Here is a 17,136-nt window from a genome sequence, read left to right as displayed (position 1 = left end):
ATTGCCTTAACAATTGCTTATATGCAACCGCCATGGCACTGCACCTGTTGTATCAGGGTTGAAATTGAACACTTACGCGCTCATACACGTTCAACGGCCTGAATCCTTGGAACTTGAGTTATTTTGGTGCGCAACTGCTTGAAATAAACTTTAGATATGCCAGACGTAAAGCTCAGGGCCATTTGCCTCCGGCGATACGATGACATGAGGCATCACATTTGGGATAAGAAACTCATAACTGAGTAGCATGGTGCCGGGACGCATTTCTGATTTTGCCTTTGTCCACAACGCAGGCATGGCAACCGGTGATAAATAGGCGAACACGACATCATAATCGGCAAAATTCAGCCGTCCGTAATCACCTCTTTCGAAACGCGCCGAACTACCGGCCAACCGCGCCCGTACTACGCTCACCAACCATGGCAACGGCGCAATCTCGGCACCGACAAATCGACTTTCCGGGCGCCGTTTGGCCAAATCCAAGACCAATCCACCCAATCCGCTACCAACATCAATGAAGTGAAGCTCTTTATAAGACGGCAGCAACTTGGCGACCGCTTCCCACGTCGATAAGCGAGATGGATAAAACGGGACCTGAGTACGAAACGTAGTCCAGTACAGGCAAAGGAAGAAAAGAAAAGCAGCAAGAAAAAGAGAAGGAGGCAACTGCCAGGACAAAGCCAGCACCAGCACGAGAGGAAACAAAAATTGAATCGCGAGCCACCACGGCGCCAATCCGCGCCACCAGGCAAGACCAGCAGCAATCGCGCCTTGCAGCAGCGCGACAATCAGGATATTCATACCCCAACCGAATATCGCGCCGATACCACGCGCAATAAGCAATACGATAAAAAACGAGATGATTTGAAACAGGAGGGCTTGTACTGCAGGTATCTGGAATACTGCTTTAAGAGGCGCCGACTTTGCGCCGGAGCGCCCCACTTTCTTCACACAGACACTCTTTTCAAGAAATAAACGATCCGATCAAGCTGCCAGCAAATTTGCGGCTGCTTTGGCGCGTTTGGTTTTACCTGCTCTGGATGGCATGTGGCACAAGCCACAAGTGTAATTTGCATTCAAGTCCAGACGGTGCACAACAAAGTGTCCACCGCATTCGCTGCAACATGCAGTCGCCAGCATTTTACTATCGAAGAAGCGTACGAGGGTCCAGGCACGCGTCAAAGACAAAACCGGCTCGCCATCTGCACCCAACTCAACCTGTTCTTGATACAGCTTGTATGCTTTCATCACTGCCTGGATACCGGAAATCTGCGCATGTTCGACCAGGTATTTGTGAATACCCATAAACAATGAAGAATGAATATTCGGCTGCCAGGTAATGAACCAATCAGTCGAAAATGGCAGCATGCCTTTTGGCGGCGAAACACCGCGCAATTCTTTATACAGCTTCAGCAAGCGTTCGCGCGAAAGCGAAGTTTCCGATTCCAGCAATTGAAGTCTTGCGCCCAAATTGATGAGCTCGATTGCAAGTTGAATTTCCTGGGATTCTGTCACTACGCTTTTCTTGGCCATTTTCTCGCTCGCTTCTTAATAATTACGACAACACGATCAGTGATGATGACTTAAGCGATTTGTTCAACTGCTTGTCCAGCCATCAAGATGGCAGCATGCGAATGCGCCAACGAGCGATCTTTATTGTAATTAGTCAGCATGCCGAGGATGGCGCCGTCGTCGAAACGAAAACGGGCAAGCATCATATTGGCACCGGCGAGTTTCAGGATTTGCGAATTGTTCATGCCTTCGATCAAATCAGCGATTTCATTGCTAATTCCCAAACGGAAGATCGCGGTCGCTTTGTCGGAACGGATCATTTGTTGTGCAAGCATTAAGTAACCCAGATTAGCGTCACGAATTTCAGCAATGATGTCGTTATTGGTCATGTTATCCCCTGAGCTGTGAATTTCCTGGCAGCAATGTGTGAGCCAGTGAATGCATTCTGAAGGGGGAAACAAATGGCTGGAATAGGCACTATTCTGTATTTTTATACAGAGCAGACGACAATAGGCCGGTAGGCGTTTGTCTTACAAACGTCGACCAGCATTCGATACGCCCTCACATGAAATGAGGCGGAGAGCGGCTTGCATATTGCATCTGAGCATTAAATCTCTGTTCAGATGTTGCTTTTAAAAAAGCATGTTTTGAGGCAATTTTTCTTGATTCCGGGGATACAGAATTTTCAAAAAAATCAGCTCAAGAGACAAAAAAATGAACTTCTTTCGCCCCTCTTGTCTCTTTAACGGCACGTTTTTGCAGAACTTTAGGGTTCAAACAAAATATTTATTAAAAATTTTAGAAGCAAAAAAATTAATAAAGCACCGCTATCTGATTTTGATAACGGCAGTGGAAAGCAGAACTTTAGGGTTGGATTGAAATAAATTTGATTTATTTTCGATTTATTACAAATTAATTATCAAAGTGATACTTATATTGCTCGTGCGAGCCTCCTCTTGCGAATTGTCGAACTACAAATTGATAATTAAGCAATTGAAGCACTCACCAAGCAATGTCGCCAGCAGCGCAAAATCTGGTATTGTTATTCCACCCTCAACCCAAAGGAGACTCTTATGGATTTGGTAGAAAAATTCGATGCCAAAGGAAAGACCGGTGCCGCTTACCACGTTGAGGTTTATCAAACTCCAATCGCCGCACTGGACCCAGATTTACTTCCTGGCGCCAAAACCTATAAGTTGGCAGATGGACGCGCGCTGGATCCACTATCCGATGCTAAATTCAAAATTGTTCAAACCGGAGAAAAAATTTACAGGCTTTAATACATCCAGAACTTCTTCAGTTGAGTAAATCGATCACGTTTTTGGAAAATTAACTCCGCAGAGCAGACGCCATCATTCAGCTGCGACTACTCTCTCCTTACGATACATAACAAAAAGCCCGCATCATGACGATGCGGGCTTTTTTACATGGCTTGGCGAACTGATTCGGTTCGCTCTTTTAAGAAATTAGAAATACTGTTCGACGATTTCGCCAAATGCAGCTTCTGCAGACATTCCTTTTTTCATCAGATTGGTAATCTCTTGCGAATAAGTGCGGATGTCTTCTGGCAAAGTCTTCACATTGTTTTTGAAGTATTCATATTTCTGAATATCGATCAGATCGCCAGGCCTTACCGCAGGAGCGCCGCTATTGCGACTGGTGCTACGCACAGCACGCGTGGTTGTAACGACCCGCTTTACGCCTACATTGGCTATTGCAGCCTGAATTTGATCCAGCGTGTATACCTTGGTAGCGTTGGCACCGACAAACTCATCTTCTGCTGGATGCAGCAAATGATTATTGCTGTCGAACGCCATTTTCTTTTCAAAATTATTGATGACCTGGTAGTGCGGCTTTTGCCCTGGTCCGTTTAATGCAAACTGTACGCGATCGCCATATGAGCTCATCTGCGTTACAACATCCTTCAGGTAATCCGCTGTCAGCGTGTCCATCTTGCCGTCCCAGCGCTTCGTTCTCTTCGTGTTCAAAATGCGTACTTCCAGTAAAGGTGACTTCATCCAATTCGACTAAAGAAAAAAAGCCCTTGATTTTCATCAAGGGCTTTCAATTCTTGGAGGAGGCGGTGGGAGTCGAACCCACGATACAGGTTTAAGCCCATATGCTTCCTTAGCAGGGAAGTGCCTTCGACCACTCGGCCACGCCTCCACATTACTTCAACAACGTTAATTGCCCGTCATTGAAAGGTTCAGCATCATAACTTTTCAAGCATAACTGGTCAACCCAAACTATGCAATTTGCTATGACTTAATTGTTTTTTTCCAGATCAAAAGTTTTATGCAATGCGCGAACAGCCAATTCCATGTATTTTTCATCGATCAAAACAGAAATCTTGATTTCCGAAGTCGAGATCATTTGGATATTAATGCCCTCTTCCGACAAAGTACGGAACATTTGCGATGCGATGCCAACATGACTACGCATGCCAACACCAACTACGGATACTTTCGACACTTTGGTATCGCCCAAAATACTGGCAGCACCGATATGTGCTTTCACGCTTTCATTCAGCACATCCACTGCCTTGGCATAATCACCACGTGGCACGGTGAAGGTGAAATCTGTTTTGCCGTCGACTGACTGGTTTTGGATGATCATGTCGACTTCAATATTGGCCGCTGCGATCGGGCCAAGGATTTGATAAGCGATACCTGGACGATCTGGTACGCCCAATACTGTGATCTTCGCTTCATCGCGATTAAATGCGATACCGGTGATAGCGGCTTGTTCCATATTTGTATCTTCCTCAAACGAAATCAGTGTGCCGGATTTTGCTTCTTCTTCCAGCGACATCATAGGGTCGGTCAGCGACGACAATACGCGAGTCGGCATCTTATAGTTACCGGCAAATTCGACGGAGCGAATTTGCAGCACTTTCGAGCCGAGCGATGCCATTTCGAGCATCTCTTCAAACGTAACGGTATTCAGGCGACGTGCTTCTGACACAACACGTGGATCAGTCGTGTACACGCCGTCAACGTCGGTGTAAATCAGGCATTCCTGCGCTTGCAACGCGACTGCCACAGCGACAGCAGAAGTATCCGAGCCGCCACGTCCGAGCGTTGCGATATTGCCCTCATCATCCACACCTTGGAAGCCGGTAATGATGACGATGCGACCTGCATCCAGATCTTTTTTTACTTTGACGTCATCAATCGATTGAATGCGCGCTTTAGTAAAAGCGGAATCAGTCTTGATCGCGACTTGCCAGCCGGCATACGACACGGCTTCCTTACCGATCGATTGCAAAGCCATTGCCAGCAAGGCGACAGAAACCTGCTCGCCGGTCGAAGCCAACATATCCAGTTCGCGTGGATTCGGTTGTGGCATCAACTCTTTAGCCAATCCGATCAAACGATTTGTTTCGCCAGACATTGCCGATGGCACTACAACGATTTGATAACCAGCGTCATGCCATTTAGCGACGCGTCTGGCGACATTCTTGATGCGCTCGGTGGAGCCCATCGATGTACCGCCGTATTTGTGAACGATTAAAGCCATAAGGGTAGCGGAGAGCGCTTGAAAAATGAAAAAAGCGTTAAAAATCAACCCTCGACTTTACAGCTTACAGCGCAGAATGACAAGTACAGGACGGCTACATCATCGCATTCTGCTTATCAAAACAGCCAGAATACGATGATGAAACACAATTATCTCTGATCGAATTGCCAACGCAATTGAATGTGGGCACCAGTCTCGGTACTAAGTTGATGGCAGTCCATGCCAATTCCCGCAGCAAATAGCAATTGCTTGTCTGCAAAAATCAGCGGCAAACGTTCGCGTTCCCATGCAGGAACGTCACAAGCTTGATAGTGGTATTTCAAACTTTTGGTCGGACGATTCCAGGCCGGTTTCAAACGCTCTCCACCGCTGCGCAACTGTATCGTCAACGCTTGCGCACTCAACCACTCTGCTGCTATGCCCTGCTCTGCTGTTTCGAAGAACATGGTGCCGCCGAATTCGGCAAAGTGCATCTCCGCTTCGCCGTTCCAGCGAAAAGCCAGCGGCACTTGCTCCAGCATTGCTGGAGCAAGTTTCGGCGTGATGAACACCAAATCACGATGCCGTCGAATATGACAGTCTGCATGTGTGACGCACAACTGCGCATCATGTTTGGCTTCCAGTAATTGCGAGCGCATTTCATTGAGCCAGGAAGTCGATGGCATGCGTACACCGCGCGAACCGAACCAGTAGCGCAACATGTTATCGATACGATCTGAGCTGAACTGTTTTAATTTGGAGATATCAAGGCACTCGCCATCCAAACAGATGTGCAAATCCTGTGCTGCCAATTCGATCAACAAACGCTGCGCCGATTGCGCATGCTGCGCGGTTCGCGCAAAACGTTGCTGAAAACCAGGAAAATGCTGTTCCAAAGTTGGCATCACCTGATGACGCAAAGCATTACGTGCATAGCGAGGATCGAGATTCGATTCATCTTCGACAAACTGGATTGCATGAGCTGTAACGTATGCCTGCAAATCCAGACGCGCTACCTGCAGCAGAGGACGCCCCATCAGCAAACTGGCATTACTCAATAAATCCGCTGCATGATTCGCACTATCCATACCGGATAAGCCAGCTACACCAGAACCACGCAACAATTGCAGCAATACCGTTTCTGCTTGGTCATCCTGATGATGTGCAGTCAACAGCAAGGGAACTTCGTGTGCACTGCACATCTCACCCAAAGCAGCGTAGCGACTTAGCCTTGCAGCTTCTTCGATGCCGTTTTTTTCTTTCTTACCAATTTGCACCTTGCGCGCATCAAAGCTAATGCCTAATGCTGCACACTGTTGCTGACAATGCGCCAGCCAGTGATCGGCATTTGGACTCAAACCATGATGAACATGGAAGGCAAAAATTTCTATCTGCTGCGACTGCGCATACGCATGCAACAAATGCAGTAGCGCTGCGGAATCCAATCCGCCGCTATAGGCAACTGCAATTTTCGGTATGGCAACGCCGGAAAGAGAAACGCGCGTCCGGATCTCCCCTAACGCGCGTTCAAATTCACCTTGCATAGACGCAGTTTCTTTATTCGTCACGCATCATTCCGGTGTGTTGAGCTCTTTGAATTTACCGTAGCTCATCAATTTTTCATGGCGTGCTGCCAAGAGGTCCTTGGTTTTCACACCTTGGAATTGACGCACGGTATCAGCCAATGCACGCTTGACCAATGCAGCCATCTGCTTAGGATCGCGATGTGCACCACCCAAAGGTTCATTAATGATCTTGTCAATCAAGCCCATTGCTTTCAAACGATGCGCAGTCAAGCCTAAAGCTTCCGCAGCATCAGATGCGCGTTCTGCAGACTTCCACAGAATCGATGCACAACCTTCTGGCGAGATCACCGAATAAGTCGAGTATTGCAGCATCAAGACCGCATCGCCGACTGCAATCGCCAGCGCGCCGCCGGAGCCGCCTTCGCCGATGATGGTTGCAATCAGCGGTACTTTCAATTCGGCCATGACGTACAGATTGTGGCCAATCGCTTCCGACTGTCCGCGCTCTTCAGCATCAATACCTGGGAAAGCACCTGGCGTATCGACAAAAGTGAATACTGGCAGACCGAATTTCTCGGCCAGCTTCATCAGACGCATCGCCTTACGATAGCCCTCTGGTTTCGGCATACCGAAGTTACGCATGCTGCGCTCTTTAGTATCTCGACCTTTTTGATGACCAATGACCATACATGGCATGCCATTGAAGCGCGCCAGACCACCGACGATGGACAGATCGTCCGCATAGCTGCGGTCGCCGTGCAATTCGTGGAAGTCGGTGAAGATTTCATTCACATAATCCATGGTGTATGGACGTTGTGGATGACGTGCAATCTGGGACACTTGCCACGGCGTAAGCTTGGCGTAGATATCCTTGGTCAGTTGCTGGCTCTTCTTCGACAGACGATCTATCTCTTCCGAGATATCAACTGCAGAGTCATCTTGTACAAAGCGCAGCTCTTCGATCTTGGAATCGAGTTCTGCAATCGGCTGTTCAAAGCCGAGGAAAGTCGTTTTACTCATCGTGCACCCTTTTGATTCAACACGCGGTGGATTTCGTATCTCTACCTAGTTTGTTGCCGCTACCGAGTCCAGACTGCGCCATAAATACCAGGTCGCAACAGTACGGTAAGGCTCCCAGTTGGCGGCAACTTCTCGCGCATCGCTACGAGAAACTGGCTCGCCAGAAAAATAGTTAAGGCTAATGCCAGCCAGCAGACCAAGGTCGTCCAGCGGCAAAATATTCGGTCGGAGCAGATTAAATATCAAAAACATCTCCGCTGTCCAGCGTCCGATACCGCGAATTTGAATTAACTCTGCGATAACGTCTTCATCTTCCATCTCGGCCCACTTGTCATAATTGACACGTTTTGCCTTGAAATGGTCGGCCAGATCGAAAATATACTCTGCTTTACGCTTGGATAAGCCACAAGTTGCCAGCTTGTCACCAGCCTTGATAACCTGCGCCGGCGTGCATTTTGGACAAACTTCCAGGAAACGCTGCCAGACCGAGTCGGCTGCTTTTGTCGAAATTTGTTGCCCTATGATAGAACGTGCCAATGTGGAAAATGGCTCACCTCGGCTAACCAGATGCAAATCGCCAAACTGCGGGATCAGCTTGCGCATAATACGGTCGCGCTTCATCAGCTCGACCTTGGCATCCTCCCAGTAGACTGGCAGGATACGCATTTCTTCAGTGGAAATCGTTTTCCCCATCAGATCAAGCCCTTCGCCATTCAGTCACTCCACCCGGTTTATCTTCCAGGATGATGCCTTTTTCCAGCAGTTCGGCACGAATGCGATCCGCTTCGGCAAAATTCTTTGCTTTTTTTGCATTGACGCGTGCGGCAATTTGCTCGATGACAAATGTTTCCATATCGCCACCATCCTCATTGGCCAGTCCGGCATGCAAAAATTGCTGGGCCGGGCGCTGCAAGAGACCGACTATACCAGCGAGTCCGACCAGTTGGCGCGCCAAAGCAGGTGATTTTGTTTTATTGATTTCATTTGCCAATTCAAACAACACGGCAACCGCCAGTGGTGTATTGAAATCGTCATTCATTGCTTCCGCAAAGCGCACTGCATGCGCTTCCGTCATATCCAGCGGTGAATTATCCGACACTACATCCTTGAGCGCGGTATACATACGCGTCAGTGCATTGCGTGCATCATCCAGATGCGCATCGGAATAATTGAGCTGACTGCGGTAATGCGCGCGCAGGATAAAGAAGCGCACGACTTCGGAATCGTATTTTGCTAATACTTCGCGGATGGTGAAAAAGTTGCCCAGCGATTTCGACATCTTTTCATTATCGACACGCACAAAGCCGTTGTGCATCCAGTAGTTGACGAAGGTATGCTGGTTCGCACCTTCGGACTGGGCAATTTCATTCTCGTGATGCGGGAATTGCAGATCGGCACCACCGCCGTGAATATCAAATTGTTCGCCCAGCAATTCACACGCCATGGCCGAGCACTCGATATGCCAGCCCGGACGGCCACTGCCCCACTTGGAAGACCACTTCACTTCTTCCGGTTCAGATTCTTTCGATGACTTCCACAAGACGAAATCCAACGGATCGCGCTTGCCGGTATTCACATCGACGCGCTCACCGGCGCGCAAATCATCCAGCGATTTGCCCGACAGTTTGCCGTAACCGGGAAAGTCACGGACTGAATAGTTCACATCACCATCAGATGATTTATAAGCGAGACCGTTACGTTCCAAGGCTTCAATCAGGCCCAGCATCTGTGGCACATAATTGGTTGCGCGTGGTTCGTGATCTGGTTTCTGTACGCCCAGAGCTACAGCATCTTCATCCATCGCGTCGATGAAACGCTGTGTCAGCGCAGAAATGGAAACGCCGTTTTCGGCGGCACGCTTGATGATCTTGTCATCAATGTCGGTGATGTTGCGAACATAAGTCACTTCGTAGTTCGAAGCACGCAACCAGCGTTGCACCAAGTCGAACACCACCATCACGCGTGCGTGTCCGATATGACAATAGTCATATACCGTCATCCCGCACACATACATGCGGACTTTGCCCGGTTCAATAGGAGTAAACGGCTGCTTCTCACGCGCCAGCGTATTGTAGATCTTCAGGGCACTCATGAATGGTTGTCTGTTTCGGCTAAGATTTGTCACAAGACTGGCTGCGCATCGCCATTTACACGCATCAGCAACTCCGGGTCGCAGCTACGGCGACGCCGCCAAAACACTTAGTCATACTTCTTTTTGATAAAATGCACGTTTTCGCGGCAGTATAGCATTGATAAAAAGCGTAACCGCCGACCAAATTTGTTATCGAAGCAACAGTCAGTGGCGTATCGATTTTTATTTTTACGTTTCCCAGCTTCGATAAAATCGGCACAAAATTCAAGAAACATCTATAACTAAGCCGCAAGCGGGACGGCATAATATGACAGTGCGCACGATCACGCAACCAGACTAGGGATTGAATATTAATTCATCATCATTATCATGAATGATGTTCCGTACGCTGCAAACTACTCATCTTCATTTAAACGAAAGAAGCTCGAATGAAATTTTCCCGTCGCCAAGCCATGACTATGGTTGCAGCAATATCACTGTCAGGCATGTTGCAACTTGCACATGCAGCAGATGCACCACAAGTATTATTGAAAACAAATATGGGCGATATCGTGCTGGAACTGAATCAGGAAAAAGCACCGAAATCAGTAGAGAACTTTGTACAGTATGTAAAAAGCGGCCAGTACAATGGCACCATTTTCCACCGTGTGATCGATGGCTTCATGATCCAAGGCGGCGGCTTCGATAAAGACATGAAAGAAAAAGCGACACGTGCGCCTATCCAGAACGAAGCAGCGAATGGTCTGAAGAATGACATCTATACGATTGCGATGGCACGTACCAGCTCACCGCACTCGGCAACCGCACAATTCTTTATCAACACCGCCAACAACAGCATGCTGAACTATCCTAGCCGTGATGGTTGGGGTTATGCGGTCTTTGGCAAAGTCATCAAAGGCACCGAAGTCGTCGACAAGATCAAGAACGTCAGCACCGGCAATCGCGGCGGCCATCAAAACGTACCGACCACACCAGTGATCATTGAATCTGCTTCTATCGTTAATTAATTTTCATCACCGTTTTTATCACCCTACATTTATCAAGGAATAATATGGCAGTCCTCCTCACCACCAATCACGGCAACATCACTATCGAACTCGACGCAGAAAAAGCGCCGAAGACAGTCGAAAACTTCCTCGCCTACGTTAATTCGGGCCACTACGCTGGCACCATTTTCCATCGCGTAATCGATGGCTTCATGATCCAGGGCGGCGGCTTTGAGCCAGGCATGAAACAAAAACCAACCAACGAACCAGTTGAAAATGAAGCCAAGAACGGCCTCAAAAACGATGTGTACACCTTGGCTATGGCACGTACTTCGGCACCACACTCCGCTTCCGCACAGTTCTTCATCAACATCAACAACAACACCTTCCTCGACTATCCAGGACAAGATGGCTGGGGTTACTGCGTATTCGGCAAAGTAATCGATGGCACCGATGTCGTTGAAAAAATCAAAGCGGTCAAAACAACACGTAGCGGCATGTTTGCCGACGTACCAGTAGAAGACGTGATCATCGAAAAAGCTGAAGTTATCTAAGCATCGCTTCCGCACAGCCATCGTCGATGCATGATATGACCGCCTCTTTATCCTCTGCTTCGACGAATCAAGCGCAGCCTGAAACGGCTGCGCTTTTTATTTCCGATTTGCATTTACAGGCAGCAATGCCACGTACCACGCAGGCATTCTTCGATTTCCTGCAACATCAAGCTACGAAAACAAAACAGTTGTATTTGCTCGGCGACATCTTCGAAGCATGGGCTGGTGATGATGACATCGCCGATCCATTCAATCAGCAAGTCGTCAATGAATTAAAGAAGGTCAGTGCAAGCGGTGTAGCCATATTCTGGATCGCAGGTAATCGCGACTTTCTGGTCGGCGGACAATTTGCAGAAACAACTGGCATCACTCTGCTATCCGATCCCTTTGTCACCACCATTGCAGGTCGTTTGATCGTGCTCACACATGGTGATGCGTATTGCACCGATGATGCGGCGTACATGCAGTTTCGCGCGCAAGTGCGACAAGCTGAGTGGCAACAAAATTTTCTCGCCTTGCCGCTCTCTCAACGCAAAGCAATTATCGAAAATCTGCGTGCAGGAAGCCGTGCCGCGCAACGAGAAAAGTCTTACGACATCATGGATGTCAACGCGACTGCGATCGCAGAGCTATTCGAACAAACCGCAACAGCGACCATGATTCATGGTCACACACACAGACCTGCTCGCCATGACTATCAAGAAGATGGCAAGATGCGTGTACGCTATGTACTGTCTGATTGGGATCTGGATGATGCCACCACGCCACGTGGTGACTGGCTAGCCATCGATACGGCTGGAGAAATCCGTCGTTTTAACTTGGATGGACTTGAAGTCGGCGACTAATTTTTGCGCCCGGCTTCAAGCCCGTCATTGATTATTCAAACTGCTGTTTGAATTGCTGAAACTGCGCAGACAGCGCAGCAACCTCTTGCCTTAGAGCAGCAACTTCTGCTTCCAACTGCGCAACCCTATCCTGCCGACTCACATTGTTTGCCATACTACTTGCTGAACTTGAGGCAGTTTCACTCGACTCAGGAAAGACTTCTCCCGATAGCAGCGGTGCATAACGCGCCTCTTTGGTTCCTGGTGTACGAGACAAGCGGGCAACCAAAGGCGGATATTTATCGATCAGGAATTGCAACGCTGCTTCCACATCCGCAATCGCAGCAAACTCATGCAAGCGACCTGAGCGCGTACGAATCTCGCCAGCAGTCTGGATCCCACGCAACATCAAAACCGTCAGAACAGCCAATTTATCCTGCTCCAGCGACCATTTCATGCGCAGTCTGTGCTGATACTTGGTGACACGCGCGCCTGCCTGATTAACTTCAGCAACGAACTTGCTTTCTATCAGACGTTGCAAAATGCCTTGAACGTCCTCTTCAGTCAGCGCCATCACCGGATCACGACTCGTCAATTGATTGCAGCCGTTGGTCAGTGCATTGATGGACATAGGATAGGCATCCGGCGTCAATGCTTCCTTTTCTGCCAGTACTGCCAACACACGGATTTCGCCGGCATCGAACATGAGCTGTCCGTTATCCTGCGACTCTGGGGATGGGGAATTCGTTACTTCATCATTCATGTATAAGCGCTTACTCGACCAGCTTATTCAGCTCTTCGGGATCAAATTTTTCTGTGGTAATCAAGGTTTCGCAATCGATTCCAGCACATTTCAAAGCGGCCAGTATTTTTTCGATCTGATGTTCCTGCGTCGCCGCATTATCGATCAAGCCGTGCAAGGCCTTGGACAAAGGATCATCACCGTTAGGTGTCACACCATAAGCAGCAAACATGCGTGCGGCCGCTTCATCACGGGCATTATCCTTCAAGATAATCCGTGCCGGATTACCAACTGCCGTCGCACCTGCAGGCACTTCACGTACCACCACGGCGTTCGAGCCAACCTTGGCACCTTCGCCAACGGTAAAACCACCCAGCACTTGCGCACCAGCACCGATGATCACACCAGTGCCTAAAGTTGGATGGCGCTTCGCGCCTTTACTCAAGGAGGTACCACCCAGCGTGACGCCTTGATAGATCGTGCAGTCGTCGCCAACTTCTGCGGTTTCACCAATCACCACACCAAAACCATGGTCAATGAATACACGACGCCCGATCTTTGCACCTGGATGAATTTCAATACCGGTCAACCAGCGTGCAATATGCGAGGTAAACCGCCCCAGCCACTTGAGGTCATGCAGCCAGAACCAGTTGGCCCAGCGTTGCATGACAACAGCGTGAAACCCTGGGTAGCAGGTAATAACTTCCCATTCATTGCGCGCAGCGGGATCGCGGGCAATGATATTGGCTATATCTTCTCGAATACGACTAAACATGGAATGAATATGATTATGCGAAAAATGCTCGAACAACAATATTAGCCTGTTATAGCAAAACGTGGCGGGTGTTGAGTATTTCACCCAACACCCGCCACATTGCAAGGCTATTCTGGTTGACTATGAACCGGTAGCGATCCGCTGTCTGCGGGCTTCGTACAGGCAAACGCCAGAAGCCACGGATACGTTCAGGCTTTCCACCGAGCCGAACATTGGGATGCCGACCAACACATCGCATGTTTCGCGCGTCAGGCGACGCATGCCCTCACCTTCAGAACCCATGATCAGTGCGGCTGGACCGGAGAAATCAGCTTCGTACAGACCTTTTTCTGAATCATCGGTGGTACCGATCAACATGATGTCGCGCTCTTTGAGTTCACGCAGCGTGCGTGCCAGATTCGTTACTGTGATGTAGGGAACGGTATCAGCCGCACCGCTGGCAACTTTAGCCGCCGTCGCGTTTAAACCGACTGCACGGTCTTTAGGTGCGATCACAGCATGTGCACCAGCACCATCGGCTACACGCAAGCATGCACCGAGATTATGCGGATCGGTAATGCCATCCAGCACCAACAGTAAAGGTGGACCATCAATAGCATCCAGCAATTCATCCAGGTTACGTGCCAGCGACAATTCGCCAGCCTTGGCCACCACACCTTGATGGCGACGCGTACCAACGATGCTACTCAGACGTGCATCGTCAGCTGGAATGATGCGTACCTTGGCGCCTTCTGCTGCACGTATCAAATCCTTCATACGCTGATCATGACGACCCGCGTCAATATAAATTTCTTCTACCGAAGAGGCTTCATGGCGCAAACGCGCCGTGACGGCGTGAAAGCCGAAAATCATCTTGCTCTTCATTTTTATCGCTTCTTCTTACTTGGTTTAGGGTGCACGGCTGGTGCACGCTGTTTGTTAGGCGTAGCCGGTGTACGTTTGGCTTTCGCTTTCTTGCCAGGAACGGCTGCAGCAGACGTTGTCTTTGCTGCACCTTTCTTCTCTGTTTTTTGGCTACGTTGATGTTCGCTATCAGCGCGACGTGCTTCGTTCTTCAATACTGTACGAATGCCCGGCTCTGTCACGAGACGCAAATCAATTTTACGTGCATCCAGATCGACGCGGCTGACCTGCACCGTCACGCGATCTGTCAGTTGGTAGCGTATGCCGGTGCGTTCGCCACGCAGCTCGTGACGCGCCTCATCGAATTTGAAGTGATCCGCACCCAACTCAGTAACGTGGACCATACCCTCGATGAACAGAGAATCCAGCTGCACGAAAATACCGAAGGTTGCAACGCCGGAAATCACACCAGTGAATTCTTCGCCCAGCTTGTCACGGATGAAATAACACTTGAGCCAGGCTTCAACGTCACGCGATGCTTCATCAGCACGGCGCTCATTTGCCGAGCAATGTATGCCCAAGGCTTCCCAGATCGCCAGATCGCCTTCTGCCTTCTGTTTGCCCTCAGCTTTGTCTTGCGCATGCTTCTTGCGCGCGGCAGGCGACAGCATCGTATTCAGCACGCTGGTATCGATGCCTCTCGGCTCATAACGTTTGCCTTGCAAGATCGCCTTGATGGCACGATGCGTCAGCAAATCCGGATAACGGCGAATTGGACTGGTGAAATGCGCATAAGCTTCATACGACAAACCAAAGTGACCGATATTCTCAGGGCTGTAGACAGCTTGTTGCATCGAGCGCAACAACATCGTTTGCAACAACAAAGCATCGGGACGCGTCTTGATCTTCGGCATCAGCTCTGCATAATCAGATGCAGTTGGCTTATCCCCACCGCCCAGATTCAAACCAACTTGTTTCAGGAAGGTACGTACCTGATTCAGTTTTTCCTTGGTCGGCAAGGCATGCACACGATACAAGCTGTGATGCTTGTGACGCTCCAGCAAATCAGCTGCGCAAACGTTGGCGGCCAACATGCACTCTTCAATCAGCTTATGCGCTTCGTTACGAGTGCGCGGCAGAATTTGTTCAATCTTGCCGACTTCATTGCAAACGATATAAGTTTCAGTCGTTTCAAAGTCAATCGCACCGCGCGCATGGCGTGCTTGCAATAAGGCTTGATAAACGCCATACAGATTCAGTAGATGCGGCACCAAGGCCGGACGCTTCGCCGCTTCTGTACCTTTGGTATTGCCGAGAATCGCAGCAACTTCTGTATAGGTCAGACGCGCAGCGGAGTGAATTACTGCTGGATAAAATTGATAAGCCTTGATTTCGCCTTTGGTCGTAATCACTGCATCACACACCAAAGTCAAACGATCAACGCCTGGATTCAACGAACACAAACCGTTAGACAATTTTTCCGGCAGCATAGGAATCACGCGACGCGGGAAATACACCGAAGTACTACGTTCCAGTGCATCAACATCCAGCGCTTCGTTCGGCTTCACATAATTGCTGACGTCGGCAATCGCAACGATCAGACGGAAACCATCCGCACGACCAATTTTGCATGGCTCGCAATAAACCGCATCATCAAAGTCACGCGCATCTTCGCCATCAATAGTAACCAGCGGCACATCGCGCAAATCAACGCGATCATGCAGATCAACTGCGCGCACTTCACTCGGCAGTTTGGCGGCAGCTTTTTTCGCCGCCTCAGAAAATTCATGTGGCACACCGTACTTGCGTACTGCGATTTCGATTTCCATGCCAGGATCGTCGATGTCACCCAGGACTTCAACAATTTTTCCGACAGGCTGACTAAAACGCGAAGGCTGCTCAGTCAACTCAACACTGACGACCTGCCCTGTCTTTGCCTTGCCTGGCGAACCAGCCAGCATGATGTCTTGACCGATGCGCTTGTCTTCAGGCGCAACTACCCAGACGCCGTTTTCATTCAGCAGGCGGCCGATCACATGACTATTCGCACGCGAGACCACTTCAACAATGGTGCCTTCTGGACGACCACGGCGATCCGTACCGATGATGCGCGCTTGCACGCGATCACCATGCAATACTTTTTGCATTTCTTTTTCAGGCAAAAAGATATCAGCGCTGGCGTCGTCTGGAATCAGAAAGCCGAAACCGTCGCGATGACTGCTGACGCGGCCTTCAATAAAATTGGAAGAATGGGCAAGTTGATAATTGCCGGCGCGGTCGGGCTTGATCTGCCCATCGCGCTCCATCGCGTTCAAGCGGCGCATCAGGCCGTCCATCTCATCAGGCTTTACGCCGAGAGCAGTAGCTAGTGTTGATGCGTCGTGCGAACCGGTGGCCGTACGTAAGATGCCGAGAATTTCCTCGCGGCTGGGAATGGTATAAGAGAATTGGCTCAAAAGCTGTTTTGGTTAATTGTTATTAGAACGGGAGTCAGTGTAACGGACGACGACGATGTTTGCATAATAAGTCGATAAAGATGCAAATTCGATGCAATCGATGGTTGACTTCCAAGAGGGTTCCGCTATACTGCTCATCTTTCAGAAGGCCCACGTGGCGGAATTGGTAGACGCGCATGGTTCAGGTCCATGTGCCGCAAGGTGTGGGGGTTCGAGTCCCTCCGTGGGCACCAAGTTATTAAAACCCCGTTGATTCGTCAACGGGGTTTTTCTTTTTCAGGCTGTATTTTTTCACAGTCGTGTTTCAC

General features: G+C 49.4%; 17 protein-coding genes and 2 tRNA genes. 5 read left to right on the top strand and 14 right to left on the bottom strand.

Annotated elements, in window-relative coordinates; translation table 11 throughout:
- Positions 1-150: 150 nt before the first annotated feature.
- Genes BQ6873_RS01190 through flhD form a run of 3 tightly spaced genes read right to left on the bottom strand, consistent with a single transcriptional unit; the run spans position 151 to position 1,901 of the window.
- Complete coding sequence (locus BQ6873_RS01190) at positions 151-951, bottom strand: methyltransferase domain-containing protein (RefSeq protein WP_076591019.1); 801 nt, start codon at positions 949-951, stop codon at positions 151-153.
- A 33-nt stretch (positions 952-984) separates the two neighbouring features.
- Positions 985-1,533, bottom strand: coding sequence for a flagellar transcriptional regulator FlhC (gene flhC / locus BQ6873_RS01185; protein ID WP_076591018.1), 549 nt, complete (start codon positions 1,531-1,533; stop codon positions 985-987).
- Between the two features lie 50 nt (positions 1,534-1,583).
- Positions 1,584-1,901 (bottom strand): flagellar transcriptional regulator FlhD, encoded by a 318-nt coding sequence (flhD, locus tag BQ6873_RS01180; RefSeq protein WP_076591017.1) that lies wholly within the window; start codon positions 1,899-1,901, stop codon positions 1,584-1,586.
- 684 nt (positions 1,902-2,585) lie between these two features.
- Between flhD and BQ6873_RS01175 the strand changes: the two genes are divergently transcribed.
- The gene (locus tag BQ6873_RS01175; RefSeq protein WP_076591016.1) at positions 2,586-2,792 is read left to right on the top strand and encodes a hypothetical protein; all 207 of its coding nucleotides are present in this window, start codon (positions 2,586-2,588) and stop codon (positions 2,790-2,792) included.
- Positions 2,793-2,978: 186 nt separating this feature from the next.
- Here BQ6873_RS01175 and BQ6873_RS01170 read toward each other — a convergent pair whose 3' ends face one another.
- The 7 genes from BQ6873_RS01170 to cysS form a co-directional block, all read right to left on the bottom strand.
- Positions 2,979-3,530 carry a hypothetical protein gene (locus BQ6873_RS01170; protein WP_231949182.1) on the bottom strand — a complete coding sequence of 184 codons (552 nt, stop codon included), beginning with the start codon at positions 3,528-3,530 and terminating at the stop codon, positions 2,979-2,981.
- A 54-nt stretch (positions 3,531-3,584) separates the two neighbouring features.
- Positions 3,585-3,678 (bottom strand) — tRNA-Ser (locus BQ6873_RS01165).
- A 99-nt stretch (positions 3,679-3,777) separates the two neighbouring features.
- Positions 3,778-5,031, bottom strand: coding sequence for an aspartate kinase (locus tag BQ6873_RS01160; RefSeq protein ID WP_076591015.1), 1,254 nt, complete (start codon positions 5,029-5,031; stop codon positions 3,778-3,780).
- Between the two features lie 149 nt (positions 5,032-5,180).
- Entirely contained in the window at positions 5,181-6,578 is a 1,398-nt protein-coding gene (tilS, locus tag BQ6873_RS01155; protein ID WP_231949180.1) for a tRNA lysidine(34) synthetase TilS, read from the bottom strand.
- A 3-nt stretch (positions 6,579-6,581) separates the two neighbouring features.
- Positions 6,582-7,556, bottom strand: a complete 975-nt coding sequence (locus tag BQ6873_RS01150; RefSeq protein WP_076591013.1) for an acetyl-CoA carboxylase carboxyltransferase subunit alpha — start codon at positions 7,554-7,556, stop codon at positions 6,582-6,584.
- A 45-nt stretch (positions 7,557-7,601) separates the two neighbouring features.
- Positions 7,602-8,249 (bottom strand): DNA-3-methyladenine glycosylase family protein, encoded by a 648-nt coding sequence (locus tag BQ6873_RS01145; protein ID WP_076591012.1) that lies wholly within the window; start codon positions 8,247-8,249, stop codon positions 7,602-7,604.
- A gap of 4 nt (positions 8,250-8,253) precedes the next feature.
- The gene (gene cysS / locus BQ6873_RS01140; protein WP_076591011.1) at positions 8,254-9,648 is read right to left on the bottom strand and encodes a cysteine--tRNA ligase; all 1,395 of its coding nucleotides are present in this window, start codon (positions 9,646-9,648) and stop codon (positions 8,254-8,256) included.
- Positions 9,649-10,076: 428 nt separating this feature from the next.
- Here cysS and BQ6873_RS01135 point away from each other — a divergent pair, with 428 nt between their 5' ends.
- From BQ6873_RS01135 to BQ6873_RS01125, 3 genes are read left to right on the top strand one after another with little or no spacing between them, the layout of a single operon-like run.
- Positions 10,077-10,655: a peptidylprolyl isomerase gene (locus BQ6873_RS01135; protein WP_076591010.1), complete on the top strand. Its 579-nt coding sequence runs from the start codon at positions 10,077-10,079 to the stop codon at positions 10,653-10,655.
- Positions 10,656-10,699: 44 nt separating this feature from the next.
- Positions 10,700-11,188, top strand: a complete 489-nt coding sequence (locus BQ6873_RS01130) for a peptidylprolyl isomerase (RefSeq protein WP_076591009.1) — start codon at positions 10,700-10,702, stop codon at positions 11,186-11,188.
- Positions 11,189-11,223: 35 nt separating this feature from the next.
- On the top strand, positions 11,224-12,033 hold the full coding sequence (locus BQ6873_RS01125) for a UDP-2,3-diacylglucosamine diphosphatase (RefSeq protein ID WP_076593878.1): 810 nt from the start codon (positions 11,224-11,226) through the stop codon (positions 12,031-12,033).
- A gap of 31 nt (positions 12,034-12,064) precedes the next feature.
- On the opposite strand, the gene BQ6873_RS01120 is transcribed toward BQ6873_RS01125, so the two are convergent.
- From BQ6873_RS01120 to rnr, 4 genes are all read right to left on the bottom strand, one after another.
- Complete coding sequence (locus tag BQ6873_RS01120) at positions 12,065-12,775, bottom strand: YceH family protein (protein ID WP_076591008.1); 711 nt, start codon at positions 12,773-12,775, stop codon at positions 12,065-12,067.
- A gap of 10 nt (positions 12,776-12,785) precedes the next feature.
- Complete coding sequence (gene cysE, locus BQ6873_RS01115; protein ID WP_076591007.1) at positions 12,786-13,529, bottom strand: serine O-acetyltransferase; 744 nt, start codon at positions 13,527-13,529, stop codon at positions 12,786-12,788.
- A 120-nt stretch (positions 13,530-13,649) separates the two neighbouring features.
- The gene (gene rlmB / locus BQ6873_RS01110; protein ID WP_076591006.1) at positions 13,650-14,393 is read right to left on the bottom strand and encodes a 23S rRNA (guanosine(2251)-2'-O)-methyltransferase RlmB; all 744 of its coding nucleotides are present in this window, start codon (positions 14,391-14,393) and stop codon (positions 13,650-13,652) included.
- Positions 14,394-14,395: 2 nt separating this feature from the next.
- On the bottom strand, positions 14,396-16,828 hold the full coding sequence (gene rnr / locus BQ6873_RS01105) for a ribonuclease R (protein WP_076591005.1): 2,433 nt from the start codon (positions 16,826-16,828) through the stop codon (positions 14,396-14,398).
- Between the two features lie 148 nt (positions 16,829-16,976).
- On the opposite strand from rnr, the gene BQ6873_RS01100 reads away from it, so the two are divergent.
- Positions 16,977-17,061, top strand: a tRNA-Leu gene (locus tag BQ6873_RS01100).
- The last annotated feature ends 75 nt before the right edge of the window (positions 17,062-17,136 follow it).

Origin of the sequence: Herminiimonas arsenitoxidans (assembly GCF_900130075.1) — a bacterium.
Classification (GTDB): Bacteria; Pseudomonadota; Gammaproteobacteria; order Burkholderiales; family Burkholderiaceae_D; genus Oxalicibacterium; species Oxalicibacterium arsenitoxidans.
This window is presented reverse-complemented; position numbering and strand designations above follow the sequence as displayed.